The 25,177-nt window shown below is 47.1% G+C and carries 20 protein-coding genes and 1 pseudogene; 12 read left to right on the top strand and 9 right to left on the bottom strand.

Annotated features, from left to right (window positions below):
• Positions 1–9: 9 nt before the first annotated feature.
• Both OGV38_RS17065 and OGV38_RS17070 read right to left on the bottom strand, forming a co-directional pair.
• On the bottom strand, positions 10–681 hold the full coding sequence (locus OGV38_RS17065) for a fimbrial biogenesis chaperone (protein ID WP_047499484.1): 672 nt from the start codon (positions 679–681) through the stop codon (positions 10–12).
• 54 nt (positions 682–735) lie between these two features.
• Complete coding sequence (locus OGV38_RS17070) at positions 736–1,308, bottom strand: fimbrial protein (protein ID WP_332113125.1); 573 nt, start codon at positions 1,306–1,308, stop codon at positions 736–738.
• A gap of 1,050 nt (positions 1,309–2,358) precedes the next feature.
• Here OGV38_RS17070 and OGV38_RS17075 point away from each other — a divergent pair.
• From OGV38_RS17075 to OGV38_RS17125, 11 genes and pseudogenes are all read left to right on the top strand, one after another.
• A complete protein-coding gene (locus OGV38_RS17075; RefSeq protein ID WP_047499487.1) occupies positions 2,359–3,774 on the top strand; it encodes an undecaprenyl-phosphate glucose phosphotransferase in 1,416 nt (471 codons plus the stop codon).
• Positions 3,764–5,050: an outer membrane beta-barrel protein gene (locus OGV38_RS17080; protein ID WP_109017942.1), complete on the top strand. Its 1,287-nt coding sequence runs from the start codon at positions 3,764–3,766 to the stop codon at positions 5,048–5,050. The genes OGV38_RS17075 and OGV38_RS17080 overlap by 11 nt, the downstream gene beginning before the upstream one ends.
• A gap of 1 nt (position 5,051) precedes the next feature.
• A pseudogene (locus tag OGV38_RS17085) lies at positions 5,052–5,610 on the top strand (polysaccharide biosynthesis/export family protein).
• Positions 5,611–5,612: 2 nt separating this feature from the next.
• Positions 5,613–7,742: a GumC family protein gene (locus tag OGV38_RS17090; RefSeq protein ID WP_286474141.1), complete on the top strand. Its 2,130-nt coding sequence runs from the start codon at positions 5,613–5,615 to the stop codon at positions 7,740–7,742.
• Positions 7,739–8,950 (top strand): lipopolysaccharide biosynthesis protein, encoded by a 1,212-nt coding sequence (locus tag OGV38_RS17095; RefSeq protein WP_269517861.1) that lies wholly within the window; start codon positions 7,739–7,741, stop codon positions 8,948–8,950. The genes OGV38_RS17090 and OGV38_RS17095 overlap by 4 nt, the downstream gene beginning before the upstream one ends.
• A complete protein-coding gene (locus tag OGV38_RS17100; protein ID WP_016154115.1) occupies positions 8,947–10,317 on the top strand; it encodes a hypothetical protein in 1,371 nt (456 codons plus the stop codon). Before OGV38_RS17095 ends, OGV38_RS17100 begins: the two co-directional genes overlap by 4 nt.
• Positions 10,318–10,321: 4 nt before the next feature.
• The gene (locus tag OGV38_RS17105) at positions 10,322–11,311 is read left to right on the top strand and encodes a glycosyltransferase family 2 protein (RefSeq protein WP_286474145.1); all 990 of its coding nucleotides are present in this window, start codon (positions 10,322–10,324) and stop codon (positions 11,309–11,311) included.
• A gap of 14 nt (positions 11,312–11,325) precedes the next feature.
• Positions 11,326–12,537 carry a glycosyltransferase family 4 protein gene (locus OGV38_RS17110; RefSeq protein WP_109017944.1) on the top strand — a complete coding sequence of 404 codons (1,212 nt, stop codon included), beginning with the start codon at positions 11,326–11,328 and terminating at the stop codon, positions 12,535–12,537.
• Position 12,538: 1 nt separating this feature from the next.
• Positions 12,539–13,651 (top strand): glycosyltransferase family 4 protein, encoded by a 1,113-nt coding sequence (locus tag OGV38_RS17115; protein WP_016157268.1) that lies wholly within the window; start codon positions 12,539–12,541, stop codon positions 13,649–13,651.
• Positions 13,652–13,653: 2 nt separating this feature from the next.
• Positions 13,654–14,061: a hypothetical protein gene (locus tag OGV38_RS17120; RefSeq protein ID WP_016154111.1), complete on the top strand. Its 408-nt coding sequence runs from the start codon at positions 13,654–13,656 to the stop codon at positions 14,059–14,061.
• Between the two features lie 31 nt (positions 14,062–14,092).
• Positions 14,093–15,484, top strand: coding sequence for a DUF4832 domain-containing protein (locus tag OGV38_RS17125; RefSeq protein WP_269517857.1), 1,392 nt, complete (start codon positions 14,093–14,095; stop codon positions 15,482–15,484).
• A gap of 46 nt (positions 15,485–15,530) precedes the next feature.
• Here the strand turns inward: OGV38_RS17125 and galE are convergent, their stop codons facing one another.
• The 6 genes from galE to melR all read right to left on the bottom strand — a co-directional run bounded on the left by galE (position 15,531) and on the right by melR (position 22,440).
• Positions 15,531–16,547 carry a UDP-glucose 4-epimerase GalE gene (galE, locus tag OGV38_RS17130; RefSeq protein ID WP_016154109.1) on the bottom strand — a complete coding sequence of 339 codons (1,017 nt, stop codon included), beginning with the start codon at positions 16,545–16,547 and terminating at the stop codon, positions 15,531–15,533.
• Between the two features lie 66 nt (positions 16,548–16,613).
• A complete protein-coding gene (locus OGV38_RS17135) occupies positions 16,614–17,552 on the bottom strand; it encodes a glucosamine inositolphosphorylceramide transferase family protein (protein ID WP_286474148.1) in 939 nt (312 codons plus the stop codon).
• A 208-nt stretch (positions 17,553–17,760) separates the two neighbouring features.
• Positions 17,761–18,396, bottom strand: a complete 636-nt coding sequence (locus tag OGV38_RS17140) for a carbonic anhydrase (RefSeq protein WP_286474150.1) — start codon at positions 18,394–18,396, stop codon at positions 17,761–17,763.
• Between the two features lie 154 nt (positions 18,397–18,550).
• A complete protein-coding gene (locus OGV38_RS17145) occupies positions 18,551–19,723 on the bottom strand; it encodes a MalY/PatB family protein (protein WP_101701226.1) in 1,173 nt (390 codons plus the stop codon).
• A gap of 124 nt (positions 19,724–19,847) precedes the next feature.
• Positions 19,848–21,308 (bottom strand): Na+/H+ antiporter NhaC, encoded by a 1,461-nt coding sequence (nhaC, locus tag OGV38_RS17150; RefSeq protein ID WP_016154105.1) that lies wholly within the window; start codon positions 21,306–21,308, stop codon positions 19,848–19,850.
• Positions 21,309–21,501: 193 nt separating this feature from the next.
• Entirely contained in the window at positions 21,502–22,440 is a 939-nt protein-coding gene (gene melR / locus OGV38_RS17155; RefSeq protein ID WP_016154104.1) for a transcriptional regulator MelR, read from the bottom strand.
• 309 nt (positions 22,441–22,749) lie between these two features.
• Here melR and OGV38_RS17160 point away from each other — a divergent pair, with 309 nt between their 5' ends.
• The gene (locus OGV38_RS17160; RefSeq protein WP_016154103.1) at positions 22,750–23,250 is read left to right on the top strand and encodes an anti-virulence regulator CigR family protein; all 501 of its coding nucleotides are present in this window, start codon (positions 22,750–22,752) and stop codon (positions 23,248–23,250) included.
• 79 nt (positions 23,251–23,329) lie between these two features.
• Here OGV38_RS17160 and OGV38_RS17165 read toward each other — a convergent pair whose 3' ends face one another.
• A complete protein-coding gene (locus OGV38_RS17165; RefSeq protein WP_269517847.1) occupies positions 23,330–25,078 on the bottom strand; it encodes a sigma-54 interaction domain-containing protein in 1,749 nt (582 codons plus the stop codon).
• Positions 25,079–25,177 lie beyond the last annotated feature (99 nt).

Below are 25,177 nucleotides of genomic sequence, written 5' to 3' on the forward strand. Positions count from 1 at the left end.
AACCCCAGCTTAATTGCAAGATACCGGGACGTTATTAACCGCGTTAGTGCCGCCGTAATCATCTACCCAGCTAAAACCGATATGGCTGACTTTTTGCTGTGACAACGCAAACGTGCGTTCGCCATGCGGATTAATCATGTCGGCATCAATGTTTTGGCCGTTAATATGTAATTGCGTCAGGGAGATATGTAACGGCGTCGCATTGACCGCCCGCAGAGTATGACCGTGGCACTGCCACTGTAATTTCTCAACGGCTTCAGGTAGCGTCATATTCAGACCAACAGGGCGATAAAATAGTTTGATGCGAATACGTTGCGCCAGCTGTAAGGTATTTTCTTCATTCTCGATGGTGGGGATTTCCTGCACATTAATCCACACTACAGATTCAACATCCTCAGGAAAGCCGTTGCCCTGATAAATAGCTCGCAACACGGCTGATTTATGGCCGTCAAGTTTCAGGATCGGGGGCGTAATTAACATTGGCAGATTGGCAGGCGTCTCATCCGGATTACCATTATCCAGCCACGTCTGTACCATATATGGCTTGTCTGTATTATTGTTGACGTCAAACATCGCCGCTTTATCGTTCTCATTATAAATAACGCGCGTTTGACCCAAATTAATTGCGCTGTGAGCGGTGCTAACCACACACAGCAACAGGTAAAAGAATATTTTATTCATCAGGTGCACTTTCCAGGTTCAGGGAAGAGTGCCATCCATAGCAATCAACGTCCGTTATTTATAAATGACGGTGTAATTCATATCCGCAGTGATCGTGCCAGCCGCAGGCAGCGTTGCGCCAATTTGCTGATATTTGGCGACCAGATCGATTTGTGCATCGCCATTATGATCTGGTGTTAATATCACCTCATTACTACCTGAAGCGAAATTAAGGGCATGACCCGCTTGATCCACTTCGATGCCAACATCGGTGGCAGAAGCCGAGCCACGTTTCGCTTCCAGAAGTGCTGTGTTACTGCCAGGGGTTTTACCAGTAAAGACCACCACATAGCCGCTTCCTCCAGTTACCCCACTACAGCCGCTAAATTGCAACGTAAACGGAGTATCACCGGTGCTAGAGCCCGCGCCGCTAAATAGCTGGTTGGTAACTTGTGGCAATGCCACTGTTTTACCTGGCTGGTTTGCTGTGCTCACCACGCAGGTACTGGCAACAATTTCACCGGTAAAATGGACCGTCGCGGTGGCTTTAGAACCTGTTGCGGCAGTGGTAACGTAATTCGCTGCTGCGCCAGCATTAGCGGCAAACAAAGCGACCAGTACACTGCTGGTAAGTGCAGTTTTCATCATCATAACTCCGTTAAATTTATTATTTACCCAGAAAAGTACTTGTCAGAGGCACAGATTCAGCTGGAGTTCATCAACGTCAAAAAATGATGTAGGACTTCATTTGAAAGAAATGATTAACGTGCGTAAATTGCTCAACAAGTAATCCGGCGCGGATATTATTTATTTGCGAAAAATAAGTAAACAAAATTTTTTTGGCATGATTGAATGGCTTTGGAAGGTGTTTTTATATATATCTTAACAAAAGTGTATACATTGTTATCAATAATTCGTTGGGGCGATTTACGCTGCTTTTAACAAAATTTTAATGCTGTCATTTATTCTCTTCTCTTTATTTTAAATTGATGTGTTGGTAAGCGCTGTAAACTCTGATGTTAAAGGTGTGTTCATGCAGAATGTTGACATTAGTAATATGTAACACGCATTTTCTCAATGATTGGCTATCGTTTTAATTTAAGCCATGCTTGCCGCTTCTACTCATCGGAGTTGCTACAATTATTTAAACTAAATTTTTTTACTATTCGTTTTTTTTTTGAAATTTGAGCGTGAAAATGAAAGCAATCGCAGACTCTTCGTAAAATACCTTATTTATAATAAGGTTGCTAATCATTGCTTTGTAAATGTGTTACTAAGTTATTTTTATGGTGGGAATTATAAATACACTTATTGATTTCTTCTTGTCGCTCTCCAGGACTCTCATCACTGAGCGTAGCGCAACGAGGTTTGGACAAAGTATTGCTTTTTGTAAGGTTAACCCGTTGTCAGGCGCTCATCATGTGATTCTACCCGCTGGTAGCTTATGAATTGTGATCTGTCAATGACGTTTATGTTGCAATTAATCATGTTTTTTAAGGATGAAATTAAAAAATATTACCAATAAATAATCATCTAAATCATTGGGTTGCATTTGTATGGTGCGAAACCCATCACATTGTATTACATTGTTTTTTACATTTACTGACAGTGTGCCATTGCGTTTTTAAGACTTGTGATATAATTAGCAACATAAATGAGAAAAAAACAATTAAAGATCAATAAATAATGGGCTGAGATATGCTTAAAAAATCGCTAAAGATTAGCAGCCAGGGATATCCAGTCTTTTTAAAGCTGGTCGATTTCATTGTAATCAATGCGACGTTAATTTTTAGCGCCCATCTGTTAGGTCTGGCGCCATTTAACACCATTGCCATTCTGAGTATTCTCTTCTCAGTCTTTTTCTTACTGTTTGCTGAATACATTAAAATGTATCAACAAAAGATTAAGACGATCGGTTTACGTAATCAAAAACGGTTGGTTTTTTGTACGCTACTGGCGATTTTTTTGAACGAACTGGTCAGCATGACGGTGGCTGAACCCGAGTCTCTCGGCTACTTAGACAAACTGCCTTCCCCCTTTTATTCAGCGATTATTTACTGGTACTTCATCCCATTACCTTTTCTTTATTACATTCGCTTTTTCATTTTTAAATATTCAACGAAAAAGAGTATGCGCGTGGCGATTATTGGTCTGACCGACAATGGCCTGGCGGCAGAAAACGCGTTAATGGATGAATACGCTAATATCACATTAGATCTGGCTTTTTATGATGAGCGCGCCTTATCCCGCTGTGGCGATATCGTCGATAAGGTTAAAAGCCCCTTTCGTGGGCCGGTGATCAATCTGGTTGAGGAAGCCCGGCAGGGAAATATAGACGAAATCTACATCGCTTTACCGATGGTAGCTTTACAACGCATTCGTCATTTTTTGGCGATGATGTCAGACACCACCGTAGATACGTATATTGTTCCTGACTTCTACACCTACAGTAACAACATGTCCAAGCTGCGCTCCATTCACAACCTGCAAACTATTGGCATTTTTAGTTCGCCGTTTGAAGGGGCGGGTTCGTTTATCAAGCGGGCGGAAGATTTGGTGCTTGGTAGCATCATTATGGTGATGATTTCTTCGCTGATGTTGGCCATTGCCATTGGAATCAAACTCACTTCCCGCGGGCCAGTCTTTTTCAAACAAGACCGGTATGGTCTTAGCGGGCAAAAAATTAAGGTCTGGAAGTTTCGCTCGATGCGCGTTATGGAGAACGCCGATACGGTTATTCAGGCTACTAAAAACGATCCGCGAGTAACCAAGTTTGGTAGTTTCTTACGCCGCACCTCACTGGATGAACTGCCGCAATTTATCAATGTATTGCAGGGAAGTATGTCGATTGTCGGTCCCAGACCTCATGCGGTTACGCATAATGAGCAGTACCGTAAACAGGTCGAAAATTACATGATCCGCCATAAAGTTAAGCCTGGGATCACCGGGCTTGCGCAGATCAACGGTTTCCGCGGGGAAATCGATGCGCTTTATAAGATGGAAAAAAGGGTTCAGTACGATATTGAGTACATTCAAAACTGGTCTTTATGGTTGGATATAAAAATTATTATTAAAACTATTTTTAAAGGATTTATCGGTAAGAATGCATACTAAATTACTCGTGATTACCGGAATCGTGATATCGCAGCCCGTATGGGCTGATTTAACACCGAAATCACACATTGGCTTTGCGGGGATCGACTTCCAGGGCAAGGTCGCTGTGGACTATGGTTATAATGATAACGTGTCTTATCAGCCACATAGCAGAGATGCTATCGGTTCCTCGTTTCAGAGCGCAGCGCCCGTTTTGAGTATGATCGGAGAGCGCGGTCAGGATAAGTATTTACTGATGTACTCCGGTGATTATCGTAACTACTCAAGCGATTCCGCTGATAACTATAACGATCATTTTTTCCGTTTTAACGGTGCCTGGCGCTATGGGCTCAAGCACGGCTTAACACTCAATCTGGAGGATACGCTTGGGCACGAATCCCGCGGTCGAGGGATCACTGAGGGGTTTCTACCGGGTCAATTCGAGCAGTATGGGATTAAATCTCCGCTGACGACGAATTTTATTAACAGTGAATTGCGCTACAGCTTTGGCGCGCCGGATGGGCGCGGGAAAGCGGAACTGGCGTTGTTATACAAAAAACTGACGTTCGGCAATACGTCTGACGCCCAGGAGAGTAGTGAAGATTTCTACAATTACATTCAGGAACAGGAATGGCACGAAAATAGCCTGGTGGCAGAAATTTTTGACCAATACACATCCAGAACGCGTTTTCGCTATAGCTTTATTACTAACCAGCGTCACTATGATAACAACTCAGAAAAAGACACTAATGAGTATTATTTACTGTATGGCCTGAAGTCACAGTTGACGGGAAAAACCAATGTCGACATGAATATTTCATGGTTGTACAAGACATTTGAAAACAACGCAAACTCGCATGATTTTAATGGTCTAAACTGGGATGTAAAAGGGGAGTGGAAGCCGTTACAACAGTCTGTTTTCACGGTGCACTCAGCGCAAAGCATTAAAGACCCATCGGAAGTTGGGGGATATATTTTAGTCACCCAGTATGGTCTTTCTTACCAGCACTTCTGGTTAGGCAACCGTTTCTCTACCTTGCTGGATTACTCATACACTTCAGAAGACTATAAAAAACAGAATAAAGATCGGCATGATAAAGATGGGGTATTTAGCGTAACCATGAGCTATGACTACACACCGTCGGTCAATTTTGAGATTAAATATCAAATAGATACGTTGAATTCGAATAAGGATACTGATTCGTTTTATATCGGTCCCAACGACAATCAGGAAGTCATCAGAACGTTGGGTTATGATAATTCTATGATTATGCTTAAAGCTAAGGTTCAGATCTAAAATGAAAATAATAGAACTGTGCGCGGTTTTGCTATTCAGTATCCTGATGGTCGGATGCACAACGTCCAGCCCGAGATTAATGGACGATCCTGCTACTGTTCAGCAGGATTACCGACTTGGGGCAGGGGATACTGTCAATATCGCTGTTCATGGTCAACCCGATATGACGATGCGGTTTATTTTGGATAAGAGTGGGGAGATTAATTTCCCGTTTGTTGGTGCTCTTATATTAAAAGATAAAACTGTTGAGCAGGTGACTAACGAATTAACTCAACGCCTGACTGGAGATTATTTTACAACACCGATGGTGACGGTGAGTATTGCCGAGTTCCGTAAATACTATGTTTCTGGCGAGGTGAAAAGTCCGAATGGATTCGCTTATGAGCCAGGACTTACCGTCGAGAAATCTATTGCGCAGGCGGGGGGGATTTACAGATCGTGCTGATCGTCAAGATATCAACATTCGCCTGTCAGGTAGCAATCAGCTGCTTGAGAATGTTGATTTAACGCACTCTGTTCATCCTGGGGATGTCGTGATTATTGGCATGGGGTTCTTCTGACGATGAAACTATCAATAGTGGAAAACGGCAAAAAACGAGAAAGCACTGTTGAATTCTCCCGCTTTGCCAAAGCGCTGAAAAAGAACGCCTGGAAAATCGCGCTGGCCGGTATCGTTGCCGGGGTCGTGGCTTATCCGTTAATCAGCATGATGTCCTCAAAGTATGTATCAACGGCGACGGTGCTGATTAAGGCGCAGGCCGATAACGTTTCTCCGTTCCCACAGGTTGATGGTTTCGATTCAACGCGCAGTGGTTACTACGAAACGCAATATGCGTTGATGCATTCACGAATTGTGCTCGAGCAAGCCGTTCGCGATATGAAGCTGGATGAAAACCCGGCATTTACCGGGGAAAAAGCCGATGCTCAGGGCGCTGATAGCAATGAAAGTCGGCAACTGAGAATGGAGCTGGCGCTGAAAACGTTGTCGAAAAACCTGAATGTCATCGGTATTCGGACAACGAACCTCGCCTCTATTACCTATGAATCGACTTCGCCCCAGGTTGCGGCTGATATCGCCAACGGCGTCGCGCAGGCTTTCATCAACTATACGCTGGAGCAAAAGCGTCAGAAAGTAGAGAAAGCCCGCGAACTGAATTATGAAAAAATGGAAGAGATTCAGAAGTCGATAGCGAAGCAAAAAGAAGAGATGGAAAGCTATCTGAAAAATGCCGGGCTGTTGACCTTTCGCGGTATCGATGGTTTTGAAACCGAGCAGTTAAGTATCGTGACCAATCGTCTGGCCGATGCGACCCAACGTCGTGTTGCCGCTGAATCCGTTTATAACGAAGTGAATGGCGCAGGGAAGTCCGCCGAAAGCGTTATCTCGCTGCCTTCGGTCTCTAACCACGCTCAGATTCAGGATCTGCGCATTGCGCTGATTCAGGCGCAGCGTACGTTGTCTGAACTGCGCAAAGTTTATGGGCCAAAAAACCCCGCCATTTTAAAAGCAGAGGCCGATGTTCAGTCGATCCAAAGCCAAACCGGACGGGTGTTGGGTGAGCTGAAAGTCGGCTTACGTCAGCAATATCTGGCGGCGCTGGCGGATGAAAAGAACTATCAGCAACAGGTGGAACAGCAGAAAGAGATCTTCCAGAAAATGGCGTCAAAACGGGATGCCTGGAACGGCCAAAAACTGTCGTTAGATAAAATGGAAGACCTGTATAAATCGCTCTATCAGCGTACTCAGGAGCTGTCGCTGTCCGGCGTGAATGCCGATGCGGTGTTATACGATCCCGCTGTTCCCGCACTAAAACCGGCGAAGCCGAATAAATCACTGCTGTTGGTGATGGTGGTCATGCTGGTGGTCGTGTTCAGCATCATGTATTTCATTGTCAAAGCGGCGATGGATAACTCAATCGCCAGCCTGAGTCGCATGAAAAAGCGCCTCAACGTTACCCCGTTGGGCGAAATCCGTCGTTTTAGTGGAACCTCAGGGCGTGCGCAAGTGCGGGACATGATCCTGAAGAACCCGCTGAATGCCGATATTGTGCACGGTATCCGTACCCGGATTATGCTGGATAATCGTCCATTACAGACGCTCGCCGTGGCATCGACGGAACACGGTGATGGGCGTTCTTTGTTGGCGAATCTGTTAGCGAACTCCTTTAGTTTTGACCAGAAAACGCTGCTTATTGATGCAGATTTCTTTAATACGGGCGGGCTTTCTTCTGAACTGGCATCAGCCACATCCGCAGGCCTGGCTGAGCTGCTGCGCGGAGAGACTCAGCTGGAACATGCGCGGATCACGCTCAGTGATAATCTCGACTTTATTGCGCACGGCAAGAGCACCATCTCTTCTTTACTGATGTTGTCGTCGGAGCACGTTGAACCCTTAATGCGCGAACTGAAATCGCATTATCAGCGCATCATTATTGATGTGGCTGCTGTGAATCAGAGCCAGGATGTTCAACTGATCAAACGTGCCGTCGATGGGGTTGTTTTCATAGTGAAAGCCGGGGTGGAGTCGGCGGGACACATCGCCAGCGCGCTGGATAAGATTGAGGAAAATAACGGCGTGGTGATTGGCGCGGTGCTCAATACGGTTGAAGAAAAAGATCTTGAAACCCAGGAGGGTCTGCGTTCACTTAACTTCAGTACCGATCAACTGATGACGACGCCAGGCCGGGTATGAGTCTACTGAAGAGCGCTTCCACGATAGCCGGTTCATCAGTCATCTCGCAGTTGATTGGTGCGGTGTCTATCTGGTTGATTTCACACAAGTACGATATGGCTGAGGTGGGGCTTTACGCGCTCAATTACAGCATCGCCGTGGTGGGCGCGCAGGTGTGTACCTTTGCATCGCAGCTTTTAATTCCAAAACAGCACGACGACGAACTGGTACAGAACGTCGTATTTTGCCTGATCCAAAGCACGATCATTGCCTTACCGTACGCCGTACTGACAGCGTGGCTGTTTCACCAGAACATCCTGTTCCTCTATTTGCTGACGCTGGCGACGGCGTGGGTTTTAATCTCGGAAAACCTGTCGCTGCGCACGGCCAATTTTCGTTTTCTGATTTTCCAGCGCATCTCTGTCTCTGTGGTGGTATTACTTTCGGTTCTGGTTACGCATCAGGTGCAACTGTTTTATTGGTCATGGGCCTGCGCGACGATGGTGCTGACCATAAGCTGTATTTTGCATTCGTTTGATATTCGTTCCGTGGCGGCCAGACATTTGCGACCTGCCAGTAACTGGCATTTTTTCAAACAAAATATCCATCACATTACCAAAGTCGGTAGTGCGGAAGTGCTGGCGATGGCCAGCAGCAATTTGCCGATTATGTTGATTAACTTTTGGTTCTCGGCGCTGACGGCAGGTTATTTTTCCGTGGTTAGCCGCTTTTGCCTGGCGCCGGTGGTGATCATCGGCAACGCAGTGCGCAATACTATTTTTTCCAAGTGGTCTATCGACTTCAGAAATAATACCTTTAATTTTCATGAATATACCAGGGTACGGATGCTACTGTTGGTTCTGGGGGTTATCTGTACTCTCGGGGTGTTTATTTTCTATCCAATAGTGATGCGTCTGGGCTTTAGCGAAGACTGGATTAACTCCATTGAGACGTCGCGCTACATGTTGCCCTATTTATTCCCGGCGCTGGCGATAAGCCCTCTGACGGTGATTGAGCTTATTTTTGGTTCCCACCGCTATTTTCTGCGTATCCAACTGGAACAGCTGGCGATTGTGTTATTCGCATTTGTCGTCATTCCCTATTTTCATAAAGATTATGCTACGTCGGTTATCCTGTTTTCTTCACTGACATTTATTCGCTACGCCTTCATTTATCTGAAAATGAATAAGCGAGCCAATCTTCTGAAAGACAAGCCGGTGATACTATGACGCTGAATACCGGATACTATTTACAGGTTTTTAGCTTTGTCACGCTGATCCTGTGTGGCCTGGTGCAATACTTTACCGGCATGCAGTCGGTGCTGTGGATCCCCTTTTTCCTGACCCTGTTGATGGTGGGATTATTGGTGATGCAGACGCGTGATGGCTCGCTGCAGCTGGATGCGCAGGAGACGATTGTCCTGGCGTTGTATTTTTCGTTCCTGATACTGGCCGGAACATCGACGCTGATTCAGGGCGGGATCACCGTCGCGATTGTGGCATTTAAAAATGAAATCGCATTGTCACTGGTGATGATCTGTTTGCTGCTGGGATTTTGCCGGGAGTCGCAGATTTACCGTGCAACGCGCTATCTGTACTGGGTGTTTTACGCGCAAATCCCGGTAATGATTTATCAGGTTTTACTGGTCGTTCCCCAACGCGTTGCGGTGCGTGGCGAAGATGAGAAATGGGACTCTGTGGTTGGCACGTTTGGCGGTGACCCCATGGGGGGCGGTAACACTGCTGCGATGGGCCTGTTTTGCCTGTTGATTATGTTGTTAAAAGTCTCTGAGTATAAGCACGGGTTGACCACGTTCAAGTCCATGGCGTTGCACATTGTTCTTGGGATCGGGCTATGTATTATTGGTGAAGTGAAGTTCGTTATTCTGCTGTCACCTCTGTTCCTCGCGTGGGTGTGGATCTCACCGAGCTACGTCAAAGACGTCAGTAAGGTTAATCTGAAAACGCTGTTGGTTATTGTGGCGGGCATGCTGCTGCTTATTAGCCTGTCGATAGTGATCCTCGCGTACTATTATTCTTCCGCGTTTGGCGGCGATCCGTCGAAAAGCTCGTTAAGCATTTTCATCGACTCCTTAAGCTATATCTTTGACCCGAACTACATCATGTCTACCGGGGAGTTAGGGCGCTTTACGACGTTCCTGTTCTGGTTGAAAAATAACGATCTGTGGGGGCTTTCAGGAACGTTATTTGGTTACGGGCTCAACGCCACAAACAGCGGGAGTACGGTGTCGCCGGGCTTTTTGAATATCATTTATAACTTAATTCTCGACTCGACTTCCCTGAGTATGCTGCTGTGGGAAGTCGGGGTGATCGGCACGTTACTTTTTATTAGCTTATTCATTTATATCCTGAAAGTTTGTCAGCCAAAGCCATTACTGACGCTTGAACAACTGGACCAGCAGGATCTTCAGTTGCTGAGCTTTGCACCGGCGTTTAACGCTTTTGCTATCAGTTGCTTAATTAGCTTACCTTACAGCCAGATACTGATGATTACACCGATGTTACAATTCCTGTTCTATTTATCACTAGGATCAAGTTTAGTGATTCGTCGAACCGTCCTTCGCTGTGTAGGGTAATTGTATGGACCAAAAACCGTTTATTTCAGTGAGTATTAAAACACTCAATGAATCTGAATGTATTGAGAAAACGATAGACAGTATCCGCAGGCAGCTTGTTGATTATCCACATAAAATTATAGTGGCAGATAGCCTGTCAACGGATAACACCCAACAGCTTGCGATCGATAAAGGGGTGACCGTGGTCTCTTTAACTGACCCTGGCGATCGCTGCTGCGGCGTCGGGCATCAGTTAGGTTATCTGTATAGTGAAGGGGAATATCTGTTGCTGATGGACGGCGACATGGAGCTGGAAGAGGGCTTTGTGGATCAGGCTGTCGCTTTTTTGCAGGCTGAGCCGGAATATGCAGGTGTCGCGGGAACCGTTGAAATGGACGATGCCGTTAACTATGAATTTAAATCGCGTAAGCAGCGTATTAGTAAAATCTATCCGCTTGGAGATAGTGACCATTTAGGCGGTGGTGGGTTATATCGCCGCTCTGCGATTGAGAAAATTGGTTATCTCACCAACCGTAATTTGCACGCTTATGAAGAAGCCGAACTGGGCCTGCGTTTGCTCGATGCGGGTTATAAACTACGCCGCCTGAATATTCCGTATTTTATTCATACTTCGCATGCCATGCCGACCTTTCAGATGCTGAAGCACCGCTGGAAAAGTGGATACTATCAGGCACCGGGCGAGCTTTTACGTTGTGCGTGGGGAAAACCTTATTTCGGCAAAGCGTTAAAAATGGTTAAGAACGAGGCGATTTTTTCTGTGTATCTGATTGCCTTGTTTATTGCGGCGGTGACCTTCAATCTCGAACTTTTCGATATTGCATTTCTACCCTTGCTAGCCTTTATTATCTTGAAAACCGTGCAGAATCGATCGTTATTGAACGGATTGCAGAGCGTAATGAACCTGGCCGTGCTTTCTGCGGGACTTGTTAAAGGGTTGACTAAACCAGTACGCGATCCGTTGACTCCGCCTGACAGTAAAATCATTCATGAATAACTAAGGCTGGCGCAATGAAAGTTTTATTAGTGAATAAGTTTTTTTTCATTAAAGGCGGCGCGGAAACCGTTTATTTTCAAGAGCGCGAGATGCTGAAACAGGCCGGAGTGCAGGTTATTGATTTCTCGATGCAGCATGAGAACAATTTCCCTTCGAACTATGCGGATTATTTCGTCAGCAATGTGGACTACCACCAGGAGAGCAATCTGCTGGGCGGGCTCAAAACGGCGGTTAACTTTATTCATAATTCGCAGGCCTGCAAAAAGATGCTGGCGCTACTACAAAAAGAGCGTCCGGATATCGTCCACTTCCATAACATTTACCATCAGTTAACGCCGGCGTTGATTAAAGTGGCCCGCAATTTTGGCTGCAAAACGGTGTTGACCGCGCATGACTATAAAATCGTCTGTCCTGCCTATTCCATGCTGCGTGACGGTAAAGTGTGTGATTCCTGTATTACCGGGACGGTTTTCAATGCCTTCAGGTATCGTTGCCAGGAAGGCTCTGCTTCAAAAAGCCTCCTGCTCTCTTTAGAGGCGACCTGGCAGTATATTGCGCAAAATTACCAGGCGCTGGATGTGATCGTTTCGCCGAGCGTCTTTTTACGCGGCGTATTGTTGCGTACGCTGCCGAATTCGCGCATTGATGTCATCGTCAATGGCGTTGATGACAGCCGTCCTCTGGGTGAGGTAAGCGATGCGGGCTATATGCTGTACTTCGGTCGCCTGAGCCGTGAAAAGGGCGTGGCAACGTTATTGGCGGCGCATGAGAAAATGCAGAACAAAGCGCCGCTGAAAATTGTGGGGCACGGTCCCCTGCACGACGAATTAGTCGCCCAATACCCGGACGTTGAGTTTTTAGGTTATGTGCAACAAGGGGAAGCTCTCGATAACCTTATTAAGCATGCCCGGGCAGTGATCCTTCCTTCAGAATGCTATGAAAACTGTTCTATGGCGATATTAGAGGCGATGTCCTTAGGCAAGCCGGTGATCGGATCGCGCATCGGCGGTATCCCGGAACAAATTCGTGATGGTATCGAAGGGATTTTATTCGAACCTGGCAATGCGCAGGAGCTAGCAAATGCGATGGATGCACTAGCCGACTCGCCAGAGAAGGCGCGGGTCATGGGCTTACAGGGTCGTGCGCGATTGAGTGAAAAATATGCGCTGAGTAAACATATGGATACTCTACTGGCGCTCTATAAAGAACTGCTGAGCAGGCCATAGTATGAGTAAAAAAATAACGGTTTTTGGTACGCGTGGTATTCCCGATGTATTGGGCGGGGTGGAGACACACTGTCAGAATCTATATCCTGCCATTAAGCAGCAGTTGGACGTTGATATTTGCGTGATTGCACGCTCGCCGTATGTAAATTACAAACGATCGTTATATAAGAAAGTTGAAACCTACGCGCTGTGGGCACCCAAAAAGCGCTCGCTGGAAGCGATTGTCCATTCCGTTTTAGCGGCATTTAGGACAAGTATCGACCATTCAGATATTGTGCATGTCCATGCTATCGGGCCTGGGCTTGTGATCCCATTATTACGTATGTTAGGGAAAAAGGTGGTGTTCACCCACCATGGACCTGATTACGATCGTCAAAAATGGGGATTCGTTGCCAAAAAAATATTGCTGCTGGGTGAGCGTTGGGCAGTGAGATATGCCAACGAAGTGATTGTGATTTCTGAGGTTATTAATCAACTGATCCAGAAAAAACACGCTCGCTATGATGCGCATTTAATTCACAATGGCGTCAACGAGCCGCGGTCGTTATCTGCGCTGACCATCGACAATACGCTCTCCCGCTTTGGGCTGCAGCCGAAAAACTACCTCGTGGTGGTTGGGCGATTTGTGGAAGAAAAAGGGATGCATGATGCCATCGCCGCCTATCAGCGCAGCGGTTTAACTATGCCGTTAGTGTTAATTGGCGATGCGGATCATCCGACCGAATACAGCATTCGCCTCAAAAAGCTTGCCGCGGACACCCCTGGCGTTGTGATGACGGGGTTCTTGCGTGGTGATGAGCTTCAGGCGGTGTTTTCGCAGGCACAGCTGTTTGTGATGCCTTCATACCATGAAGGATTGCCCATTGCGCTGCTGGAAGCGATGTCATTTTCTCTTCCTGCCGTCGTCAGTGATATTCCGGCTAACCTCGAAGTTCAACTGCCGTCCGAGGCCTATTTTAAGGTGGGGGATGTGACCAGCCTGGCCGAGAAATTAACCGAGTGGGCGGCAACCAATAGCGTGGACTATCGTGTATATTTGCAAAACTATAACTGGCATGAAATCGCCAAAAAGACGATTAACGTCTATCACTCAATTGATAAAGATATAGGTTAATTTTGACCAGTCCTCAAAATCGTCCTCCCGTCATCGAACGATTTTATGCTCACCTTGACGAGCCGATTGCGCAAGGGTTGACTCCTGAACAAAAAGAAGGGGTGGAAAAAGCGATCCTGGCCTCGACTCTGACTTCGCGGCATCAGATCGATATTCGCCGAAGCTTTCCCTTTTTCAGTAAACGCTATTATCTGGTTTTTTTGTTTGGCAGAGATTTGCGTCGGCAGCATCGTCAGGAATCGACCCTGTCGAGAATATTGCTCACTTTTTTGCTGCTGATAGCCGTGTTGTTCGTTACCTGCTGCGTATTGCTGACGCTGTATATGATCAAATCAGCATTAGGTATTGATGTGTTCCAAAATTTTCATGTGGGTATATGGGACTGGTGGTTAAGTCTGAAAAACCGCTAGCGTAAACAAACCTGTGGAGGGCGTCACTGCGATGAAGTGTAAATGGGTTTCTGCGCTGTTGTTGATGTCCTTTCCGTTGGCGGTTATGTCTGCATTAACGACCGTAACCCCCAAAGCATTAACGGGCCCGCTAACCAATCCGGGGATTGGCGTGGCAAGTTTTCATCAGGGGTACGGTGAAACGCTGGGTCTGGCGGATTATCCCAATACCGGATTTGAATACGAGCGATTTTACTGGCGAGAGCTGGAGCCTGTTGAAGGTCAGTATAATTTTGCGCTGGTGGATGATGCCTTCAAATACGCGGCAGCGCATCGTCCCGCGATGAATGTCGGGCTGCGCTTTATGGTGCTTGCCGATCCGGGGGATGGCACCAAAATTCCCGATTGGCTGATTAAAAAAGGCGTGAAAGGCAGCTGGACGCCCGATAATAAAACATTTATTCCGGATTTAAGCGACCCGCTGTTTATTGAGTACAGCCAGCGTCTGCTGAACGCATTCGGAAAACGCTACGACGGTAATGCGAATCTCGCTTTTGTGGATATCGGCATGGTGGGGGCCTGGGGTGAATGGCATAACAGCAATTTCCCTGATCTGAAACCACTGTTGGAGCAGTACACCACCGCGCAGTTAGACCGCTACGTCGCAATGCACTTTTCTGCCTTCCCTTCGACGCCGAAAATAATGTTGATGAGCGGTGGGCAAAGCCTGGCGAATGCGGTGGCTCGAGGGGCTGGATGGCGGGCGGATTGCTGGGGTGACCTGCGCGTATTTTCGGACTCCTGGAGCCATATGGCCGATGATTACCCGCAGCGATTACTGGCAGCACAGCAGAGCTATTCGGGGTTTAACGATGCCTGGAAACGTGCGCCGGTCAGTCTGGAAATCTGTTCATATATGCAGGACTGGAAGAACACCTTCCACTATACGCGTGCCGAAGTGCAGGGCATTTTTGACTGGGCGGTCAAGCAGCACGCCAGCACGATCAACCTGAAATCGAGAGCGATACCCAGCGATTATCGACCGATTGTTGACGACGCGCTGACCAAACTGGGCTATCGGTTTCGCTTAGCGTCTCTGAGCCATGAGTCCGTGTGGGACGGCGGTCAAACGTTGAGGTTGAACAGTACCTGGTATAACGAAGGTATCGCACCGATTTATCTGCCCTACACGCTGGCATTTCGTGTGGTGGATAGCGCCAATATGGTGGTGGCGCAGGGGAATACGGCGGATGATATACGACGTTGGCTCCCGGGCGTTTATCAGGTTAGCTACGCATTGCCCATGCCGGGTCGACTGGCGAAAGGGCAATACGCCATTGAGGTATCGATGCTGGATAAATCCGGGGCGGCAAGAATTAACTTTGCCAACGAAGGAAAGCAGAGCAGCGGCTGGTATCGCGTATCAACGATAACGGCACGCTAACCCGTCATGGCAACGAGCCTGAGGCTCAGGCTCGTTGCCGGGTACATCAGATGTTATAACCATTCGGGTTGTTTTTTTGCCAGTTCCAGGTGTCACGCATCATTTCATCAAGGTTGTAGATGGCCTTCCAGCCTAACTCTTTGTATGCCAGTGACGGGTCAGACCAACATTCGGCAATGTCGCCTGGCCTTCTGTCGACAAATTGATAGCTTATTTTTTTCTGCGCCGCTTTTTCAAACGCCTCAATCAGATTAATCACAGAATAACCGACCCCGGTACCGAGATTAATCACCTTGTAGGCAGCGCCTTTGTTCTGGCTATCCAGCGCAGCTAAATGGCCGGTCGCCAAATCCATGACGTGGATATAATCACGAACGCCGGTGCCGTCGGGGGTTGGATAGTCATTACCGTACACCGACACGGTTTTCAGCTTACCAATCGCAACCTGGGAGATGTACGGCACCAGGTTATTGGGGATACCATTGGGATCCTCACCAATTCGACCCGATGGATGGGCGCCTACCGGGTTGAAATAGCGCAGGCAGGTAATGCGGAAATCGGGCTGCGCGCGGGAGAAATCGGCCAGAATCTGTTCGACCATTAATTTAGAGGTACCGTACGGATTGGTGGTACCCCCCGTACGCGATTGCTCGCTCAGCGGCACGCTTTCCGGATTACCGTATACCGTAGCTGATGAGCTAAAAATGAATCGATTAACGCCTGCGGCCAGCATCTCATCCAGTAAAACCAGCGTTCCAGTGACGTTGTTTTCGTAGTAAGCAAGGGGTTCTTTTATCGACTCGGAAACCGATTTGAGGCCCGCAAAATGAATGACATCGGTGATGTTATGGTTGGCGAAAATGTTTTTTAATGCCTGCCTGTCGAGAACATCAGCGATATAGACAATGGGTTCCCTTCCTGTGAGTTCCGCGACCCTGTCCAGCGAGATTCGGCTGGCGTTTGCCAGATTATCGATGACAACGACATCATCGCCTCTTTCCAGTAGCGTTAAAACAGTATGTGAACCAATATAACCTGCACCACCAGTGACAAGAATAGCCATACAGACTCCAGAAAAATGCTAAAAACCCGAGCGATTTTCCACCAATGCACCCAAGGATCCAGTGGATCAGTTATTTTGCCGGGAAAGGTATACGTTTCTATATTTTATCATACACTTATATGATATTTTTTTAAAGATTGCCAACAGACTGAACTTATTTATTTTTGTATCATAGGCAATATAGTTACTTGAGAAATTTAGCGTGTGAACGCCGTCACTGTGGTTGATCGACGAATTGATTTGTTCGATCAGATTCTCATCAAAAGTAGCGTCATTCAGTGTGACTAATTCTTTGATGTAGATAGATTTTCCATATGTTTCAGGTGTGCATTCCTGGGTTAAGAAATACATTTTGTTATCGACAAGATAAGGCGCACCCGCTCCCCGATGATGATGATTGCTCACCTTCAATGCAGGAGTAATTCTCTGCCACTGTCCGTGGAGATGCTCGGCCGAATGAATAATTATTTTATTATCCATGGTGGTCGACATAAGATAGCAGGTCTCATTCATTGAAAGAAAAATGTTATCTGTCACTTCGGTGTCAGAGATTAGAACTTTAATTTTCTTCCAGCGCGTAGGAAACTCTACTGACTGAAACAGTATCACTTCTTTTCTTTCTGATGATTCAGGAATCATGAAGAGCTGATCGTTAATATTAATCAGGAAAGGAAATGACAAATGACACATCAGGTCGTCAAAACCTTCAAGTTTCACGTCATCAATTTCAACCAGTTCACGATCAAGAATACGGCATCGGAGCATGCCTTTCGAGTTGCGAAAGCTAAAAGCTTCATAAAAAACAAACAGTTTATCATCTTTTTCAATAAGAAAAGGATCGGCCTGAAACGTATATTTCTTTTTTAACTGCTGTGCAGCGGATTTACTTAATATATCCAGTGTATTATTCGGGAATAAGTGTGTACCATGATCCTTAATAATCATGATATCCCACGACTCATGATAGAATAACATATTTATTATTCTTTTTATTTTTTCTTGCATTCGTACCCGCTCCTTTTTATCGCCTGCATCATGTATGAACAGCTATTTGCGGCTCAGTTCATGAGACCTGTCGCAACGTTGTATAAATGTGCGAAAACTGATGTGAGAACACCAGAGGCTATTTTAAAACTAGTCGCAAGCATGTTTTTTGTCTATAGCACAAAAGTAGGTAAAAGCTCTCCAGAGCATCCTTGCTCCAGTGGACGATTTACTCGAAATGCACCTGCGGGTTATCAGCAAGGGAGACGTAGGTTTTGCTGTTTTTATCCAGGGTACGGATTTCACCGCTTTCGATGTCATATACCCAGCCGTGCAGACGAAGCGCATTATTTCGCAGCCCAACCGCGACGCAAGGATGCGCTTTAATATTATTGAGCTGTGCGATAACGTTTTCTTCCACCATGGCGTTAACTTTATCGATTGGGTTATCCCAGGTTTTCTTCTCAACCACGGCTTTCGCGGCATCGGCATAGTGCAACCAGTGAGCCACAGCGGGCATCGGATCCAGAGGCTGGCTATCGGCAATGGCTTTCATCGCGCCGCAGTTGGAGTGTCCGCAGATGACGATATCCGTCACGCCAAGTGCGACAACCGCGTATTCAATCGTAGCAGATACGCCACCGGGTTCCGGTCCAAAAGACGGAACGATATTACCGGCGTTGCGGATAACGAAAAGCTGTCCGGGCTCTTGCTGAGTAACGAGTTCTGGCACCAGGCGGCTATCGGAACAGGAGATGAAAAGCGCTTTGGGATTCTGGCTGGATGCCAGGCTGCGAAAGAGTTCCTTACGTTGAGGGAAAATCTCTTTTTGGAAGTTGAGGAAGCCCTCAATGATATGTTGCATAGCAGTGTCTCTTTTCTCTGTTTAAGCAGGTTATGATGAAGATCACACTTTCCAGTTTAACACCAGCCGACAGAACGGAAAAACTTTATAGCAGTTCTGCAACATCTTTGTATAGTTTTGCCCCACCGTGGCGGGGCAAAGAGTGTGATGCGCGCTACGCGTTCTGTCGTTTTTGGTACGCCGCTTTCAGTCGGTTCATCGCTTCTACCAGTACCGAGCGCGGGCACCCAACGTTGAGTCTCATGTGACCCTCTCCGCCGGGGCCATATTGCGCGCCTGGTGACAGACCCAGTTTTGCTTCCTGCACAAAAAATGCGCTTAGCTGTTCATCGCTAAGATTCATTTTTTCCGCGTTCAGAAACAGAAGATACGATGCGCCGCCATACACAATGGAGATTAAGGGACAGTGCTTTTCAATTTCACTTTTAACAAACGCCACATTGTCGGCCAGGTAGGCTAATAATTTTTGGTGCCAGTCGCCACAATGGGTAAAGGCGCTGTAAATGGCCGCCTGCTGTAATGAATGTGTCTCGGCAAGGTAGCAGTTATCCAGGAAACCATAGAACTGATGGCGTAATTCATCATTTTTAATAATGGCAATTCCGCCCTGGATCGCCGCCGTGTTGAAGGTTTTACTGATTGAGGTCAGCACGATTGACTGGCTCCCTGTCGCTTCGTCTAAAGTAAAAAACGGCAGATGGCGCTTGCCTGGCAGGGTTAAATCACTATGCACTTCATCTGAGAGAATAATGACGCCAGCTTGCTGACAATAGTGACTTACTTTTTCCAGCGTTTCCCGCGACCACACCATACCGCCCGGATTATGCGGCGAAGGGAAAAGAAACATTTTGCACTGCTTGAGTTTTTCGCTGAAATCATGCCAGTCAAATTCGTAATGACCCTCTTTCTCAATGAGGCGCGTTTGAATCAAATTCCTGCCGCTGGTGTTTACCAGATTAGGGTAGGGGTCATATATTGGCGTACAGGTTAAAACATTATCACCTGGTCGGGTAAACACCATCAGAGAGAGTACGATAGTTTTTATGACGCCGGGAATAAAATGCAACCAGTGTGGCTTTATGTCGATATCATACTGTTGCACATACCAATGAATAACGGACTCTTTCCATTGCGGATAATCCAGGTTGTAGCCTTGTACTGGCTGCGATACCACTGAACGCAGTGTGCTCATGATTGGCTCTGGCGTCACAAAATCCATATCTGCAATCCACAGCGGTAATACATCGGTGGTGCCGTACATCTGTTGTAATTGACCGTATTTACGGCAATTAACATCCCTTATGACAATATCATCAAACAAAGACATTGCTGACTCCTGGACAGTCTCTGAAAAATAGTTTAAGCAACGCAACAGTGAAGAATATTTCTGTATATCTAATTGATATATTAAATTTACCCTGGTGGTAGCCAATATTTAGCTATTTATTAGCCTATGATTTTTGCTCAACCATATGCTCTGTAGCTTCATTTGGTTCATATTTAGCAATACCAATACCGGTGGCAGCCCACAGCAGGGCAAAGATGATGCCGCTGTAGCAGAGGATTGCCCATGGCAAATAATCAAGCGTCGCCACGCCCAGCATCGTGGCGCAATAAACGCCTGAGGCAGACCAGGGGATAATCGGTTCGACAACGGTTCCGGCATCTTCGGTTGTACGCGAGAGGTTCTTTGTCGCAAGCCCTCGTTTTTTATATTCTTCTTTAAAGGCATCGCCGCACAGCAGCAGTGGCAAGGTTCCATTTGCCGTACAGGCACAGATGGTAAACGTCGTCACAATCGTGGTGGCCACCAGGCGGAATGTGGATTTAACGCCTTTCGTGAGCGCGTTTATCACGGTGTGCAAAGAGCCTGTCGCACTCATTGCGCCGGCAAAGCTGAAGGCGCTGAAGACGGTGACGAAGCTGCTAAACATTGAAATGGCGCCGCCTCGTTCCAGTAAGCGCGAAACATCTGATGACAGTGTTGGCAGGTTATCTCCGGTGAGCATCGCGAGCTTAAAACCGCTAACCACGGATTCGCCAACCGATGATGCGGTAAATTGCTGAAAGGCTAATGCCAGAATCATCGAGACTATTGTGGATAAAAAGAGCATCGGGATTGGCGGTCTTTTTGACAATGAGCCATACAAAACGATGATCGGTGGCAACAGTAGCAGAATGTTAAAGTGATAAATCTGGCCGATAGCGTTCATCAAGTTGGTGATATTGGCTGGCGCGCTGGATGAGGCATCAATGCCCATGCCCATATAGCTGTATACGACGCAGCAAATAATAAATCCCGGGCCTGTAGTCCACAGCAGATGGCCGATATGCGAGTACAGGTTTACACCGGCAGCCAGCGCCGCCATGTTGGTTGAGTCAGAAACCGGAGAAAGCTTATCACCAAACCAGCAGCCGGAGACAATAGCGCCAGCAGCAATGGGCAGCGAAACATTCAGACCAATCGCTACGCCAATCATGGCGATCCCGACGGTTCCGATAGATCCCCAGGAGGTGCCGGTACAGACTGAGATCAGCGCTCCCAGCATAAATGCTGAAATATAGAAATACTGCGGGTTAATCCACTTCAGACCATAATAAATCATCATTGGAATAGTGCCTGACACCATCCATGCGCCAATTAAGAAACCGATACTGGCGACGATTAATATGACAGGAAGCGCTTCAGATATTTTATTGCAAATAGATTGTAGAATGTCATCCCACGTGTAGCCGTGAGCGATGGCGATAAACGAGGCGGTTGCGGTTCCCATGAGGATCATGGGTTCAGCTCGAATATTGAAGATAAAATATCCGATGCTAATGCCACCCAGCATGACTATCATGGGTAAAACTGACCAAAAGAAAGACAATGGCTTTCTGTTGTTGGCGGTGCAGCTATTTAATTCCATAATTCCATCCCAATCGATAATGGTTGAACACGTCAAATAAATACCTGCTACAGGTCACCCATAAATGGGTAACATAGTTGCCAGAGTTCATGGCTGAACCCTATTTTATTAACTGCTGCAGATTATCTATTTTGACCTGCTATTCTGACGCTTATATTTTGGTAGTAAGGTAAGAGTGAGTTTGACGAATAAATTACCCCTCGGCATAAGGTGAATGATTTCGGCGCTGTTGGCTCAGTTTGCGATATTGCTGCGGCGGCATGCCGACGTATTTATGAAATGAGCTATAAAAACGGCTGCTGGATCGGAAACCTGCAATTGTAGCGATATCCAGAATTGTTTTATCCGTATCGCTGAGCAAAGCCCGCACATGGTTGATGCGCATTGCGGTAATATACTGTTTCATGGTTAGTTGCATCACGCGATGAAAAATGCCCATCGCATAATTTGGGTTGAGCTTAACGTGTTCGGCAATAGCATCGACCGTAAGCTGTTTGTCGCAGTTTGCGGCAATAAACTCCAGCATCTGGCTGACGTAAAACTGTGAATGCCGTGAAATACTGTTTTTCTGGGTGCGCGATGTTTTGTTACCCAGCACAGGCCGCCAGCCAGCGAGGCTAAATCGCTTGAGCATCAGGGCAATCTCATCAATGGCTAATTGACGAATTTGCTCATTGTCGCTGTTGAGTTCACTCTGCCAGCGCTGTACTTCAAAAGCGCTCAGCTGCTGCGAGGCAAGCGACGTAATCACCATCCCATGCGTCACGTGGTTAATCAGTTCCCTGTCCAGCGGCCAGGACAAAAACAGATGCATCGGTAAGTTGAAGATGGCCATCTGTTTACAGTGCCCGGCATCCGTCAGCTGATGGGGGGTGCAGGCCCAGAACAGCGTGATAAAGCCCTGTTTGCTTTTCACCACTTCGTCATTGAAAAGGTACTCCACATCGCCATCAAACGGCACATTCACTTCAACCTGACCGTGCCAGTGGCTGTAGGTCATGGCCAGCGGAGCCCGCAGCTCGACGTCCATACGCTGATACTCTGAGTAGAGCGCCAGCGGACTTCGCGACTTTTTTTCATAGCTGCGACACATATGTGGGTCGAGCGGCAGCTGCGGGGTACTTTTTGCCATTATGGGTGGGTTCCTGAATAGTGAATCTGACCATGGGTAGCGCCAAAGCATGAACATAGCTTAACCGAAAAAAAACGCCGTTTTCTCTCCATTTTCGCGAAGTTATTCCCAAAAACTCAGATCCTGTGCCTGTCGCTTGCCGATCTGAGTTAACGGGAATGGCGGGTTTTAATTTTAAAAACGGTCAATCAAAGCTGCTCACTTTGCAAAGCGACAGCGTTTTTCTGCCAATAAATCGGATTCATAGCGATAGCCAATATTCACGCAATACCATACATTTTGTATGTATCCATATCTTAAGGAATCATCATGTCCAGGCTCCGTACTTTAGCAACGGCTTTAGTTGCCGTTGCCGCGATGTCGATGTGCGCTATCCCCGTTTCGGCTAACCCCGGTAATGGCAACGGAAATGGTAATAGCGGCAACCATGGTAATAGTGGGAATAAGGGTAATAGCAGTCATAGCCAGAAAGGAAACCCAGGCCCAAAAAACAACTCGCAATCGGAACAGCGTAAAAATTATGGCAAGCCGGACCATGTTGATAGTGATATTAGCTATAACGTGGCCAGGCAGTACGCCGTCAGATATGGTTTGACGGGATATAAGTCACTGCCTCCGGGCATCGCCAAAAATCTGGCGCGAGGAAAACCACTTCCTCCGGGGATCGCTAAGAAAAGTGTCCCATCCTCGATGCTGAATCAACTGCCGTATTACCCGGGTTATGAATGGCAGGTTGTTGGCGACAATCTGGTGTTGATTGCACTGAGTACGGCAATTGTCACCGCGGTTATCAATGGTGTGTTTGATTAAGTATCCCTGTACTTAATTTGCTCTGTTATACCCACCACAAGCCCGCGCTACGCGGGCTTAATTGTTAAAAAAGTGGGGCTCACAAACCATACAGTTTTATTTTTCGATAGAGCGTGGCAATACTGACTCCCAGTTCTGATGCAGCCTGTTTTTTGCCCTCCACGCTTGAACCAAATCGCTGGATGGCATTTTCGATGTCGTCCCTTTCCGCTCGTTTTCCTTGGATCGCCAGCTGTCGGGGTTGTGCGGTCATCGTGGTTTTCCTGCTGTCAGCCGGGGAGAGTAAATAAGGGGGCAGATGGCTGGCGTTGATCCCAGCGGCTTCTCCGCGCATCACAAAAATGTATTCGATGACGTTGCGTAATTCGCGAATGTTCCCCGGCCAGTGCCAGGCATAAAGGCGATTAATAACGTCATCGGGCAGTTTTTGCGGTGCACGCTGGTAACTGACCGAAAACTCATCGGCAAAGTATTGTGCAAGGACGGCGATATCAGCCCTGCGTTCACGCAGGGAAGGAAGCACCAGAGGGACGACATTCAGGCGATAGAAAAGGTCTTCGCGAAACTGATTATTCTCGACCATCGCGCTAATATTTTTGTTGGTCGCGGCAATAATGCGCACATCAATATTAATGATGTTATTAGAACCCACGCGGGTGATCGCTTTTTCCTGCAACACCCTGAGCAGCTTGGCCTGCAGGTGCAGCGGCATATCACCGATCTCATCCAGAAACAGGCTGCCGCCGTTGGCCAGTTCAAATTTCCCCATTCGTCCTTTGGGATCTGCACCGCTAAATGCACCGCGTACATAGCCAAACAGTTCGCTTTCCAGTAGTTGCTCAGGGATTGCCGCGCAGTTGATTGTCACGAAAGGGGCGGCTTTACGGGGGCTGTTTTGGTGAATGGCAAATGCCACGACCTCTTTACCCGAGCCGCTTTCCCCGGTGATGAGCACGCTGGCGTAGCTGTTGGCAATTTTGCTAATGGTGCTTCTGAGCTGCTCCATTGAGGAAGAGTGGCCAATCAGCCGCACCTGCGTGTCAGACTCATAAGGGGATGGAGTAAGGTTACTCAGGTAGTCGTGCGCATCACGAAAGATGACCATCGTTAAGCGATCGTTATCCAGCGAGGAGAGCGAAATTTGTTTGCACAGTACATGGTGTTTCTGGCCTTCAAGCGTCAGCCATGCTTCTTCATCGCCATACAAACTGTCCCCGGTTGTTTCAATGGTCAGCGGTAATCCCTGAACTTCGCGGTTGAGAATGCGATCGGCTGAATGATTGGCATGCCAGATAAGACCATTGCCATCAATTGCTACAACGCCGCGGTCCATGGCATCGATCAGACGCCGAAATGCGCCGAGGGTTTCCTGCGCGCGTAAACGCTCCAGACATTCAAAGACCTTACTGGAGATCATCACCGCGATTTGCTCAATAAAAGTGACAAATTTATCAATCTGGCTCAATAACGCGTCACGCTGCGCCTGGGTTGAGCAAATAATTCCGATCACGCCAATCACTCGATTGTTGAGAAAAATTGGTGCGTTCAAATCCAGCATTTCAGAACAGTAGTGGTGTTTTTCACATAACTGACACAGCGGATGTTCGCCGGGGTTTTTGATAAGAACCGTTTCTCGGACCTGCAAAACGTGGTGGTAGATGTAGCCATTTTTTGCCACGTTTTCATTGAGCATATGTCGGTATTTACCGGTGCCAGCGATGCGCATTAAGGATTCATCGATGATTTCAACATCCGTTCCGGTTATGCCAGAAATAGCGTCGGCATAATTGCAGATATCATCCTGAATATTGCTGAGTACTGAAATCATGGTACTTCTCCGGCAGCGAGTGGCATTTCTCAAGGGAGATGATAAATATGCGAAGCAATGCAAAAATGATTTGCGAAAAATCAATATACCGCTCTGTTT

It is taken from the genome of Citrobacter sp. Cb080, assembly GCF_030334745.1.
Lineage (GTDB): Bacteria > Pseudomonadota > Gammaproteobacteria > Enterobacterales > Enterobacteriaceae > Citrobacter > Citrobacter braakii.

What these genes read in the sequence shown, in the direction of transcription:
- OGV38_RS17065 (WP_047499484.1), bottom strand. Translation starts at nt 681, where the DNA reads ATGAATAAAATATTCTTTTACCTGTTGCTGTGTGTGGTTAGCACCGCT.
- OGV38_RS17070 (WP_332113125.1), bottom strand. Translation starts at nt 1,308, where the DNA reads ATGATGAAAACTGCACTTACCAGCAGTGTACTGGTCGCTTTGTTTGCC.
- OGV38_RS17075 (WP_047499487.1), top strand. Translation starts at nt 2,359, where the DNA reads ATGCTTAAAAAATCGCTAAAGATTAGCAGCCAGGGATATCCAGTCTTT.
- OGV38_RS17080 (WP_109017942.1), top strand. Translation starts at nt 3,764, where the DNA reads ATGCATACTAAATTACTCGTGATTACCGGAATCGTGATATCGCAGCCC.
- OGV38_RS17090 (WP_286474141.1), top strand. Translation starts at nt 5,613, where the DNA reads ATGAAACTATCAATAGTGGAAAACGGCAAAAAACGAGAAAGCACTGTT.
- OGV38_RS17095 (WP_269517861.1), top strand. Translation starts at nt 7,739, where the DNA reads ATGAGTCTACTGAAGAGCGCTTCCACGATAGCCGGTTCATCAGTCATC.
- OGV38_RS17100 (WP_016154115.1), top strand. Translation starts at nt 8,947, where the DNA reads ATGACGCTGAATACCGGATACTATTTACAGGTTTTTAGCTTTGTCACG.
- OGV38_RS17105 (WP_286474145.1), top strand. Translation starts at nt 10,322, where the DNA reads ATGGACCAAAAACCGTTTATTTCAGTGAGTATTAAAACACTCAATGAA.
- OGV38_RS17110 (WP_109017944.1), top strand. Translation starts at nt 11,326, where the DNA reads ATGAAAGTTTTATTAGTGAATAAGTTTTTTTTCATTAAAGGCGGCGCG.
- OGV38_RS17115 (WP_016157268.1), top strand. Translation starts at nt 12,539, where the DNA reads ATGAGTAAAAAAATAACGGTTTTTGGTACGCGTGGTATTCCCGATGTA.
- OGV38_RS17125 (WP_269517857.1), top strand. Translation starts at nt 14,093, where the DNA reads ATGAAGTGTAAATGGGTTTCTGCGCTGTTGTTGATGTCCTTTCCGTTG.
- galE (WP_016154109.1), bottom strand. Translation starts at nt 16,547, where the DNA reads ATGGCTATTCTTGTCACTGGTGGTGCAGGTTATATTGGTTCACATACT.
- OGV38_RS17135 (WP_286474148.1), bottom strand. Translation starts at nt 17,552, where the DNA reads ATGCAAGAAAAAATAAAAAGAATAATAAATATGTTATTCTATCATGAG.
- OGV38_RS17140 (WP_286474150.1), bottom strand. Translation starts at nt 18,396, where the DNA reads ATGCAACATATCATTGAGGGCTTCCTCAACTTCCAAAAAGAGATTTTC.
- OGV38_RS17145 (WP_101701226.1), bottom strand. Translation starts at nt 19,723, where the DNA reads ATGTCTTTGTTTGATGATATTGTCATAAGGGATGTTAATTGCCGTAAA.
- nhaC (WP_016154105.1), bottom strand. Translation starts at nt 21,308, where the DNA reads ATGGAATTAAATAGCTGCACCGCCAACAACAGAAAGCCATTGTCTTTC.
- melR (WP_016154104.1), bottom strand. Translation starts at nt 22,440, where the DNA reads ATGGCAAAAAGTACCCCGCAGCTGCCGCTCGACCCACATATGTGTCGC.
- OGV38_RS17160 (WP_016154103.1), top strand. Translation starts at nt 22,750, where the DNA reads ATGTCCAGGCTCCGTACTTTAGCAACGGCTTTAGTTGCCGTTGCCGCG.
- OGV38_RS17165 (WP_269517847.1), bottom strand. Translation starts at nt 25,078, where the DNA reads ATGATTTCAGTACTCAGCAATATTCAGGATGATATCTGCAATTATGCC.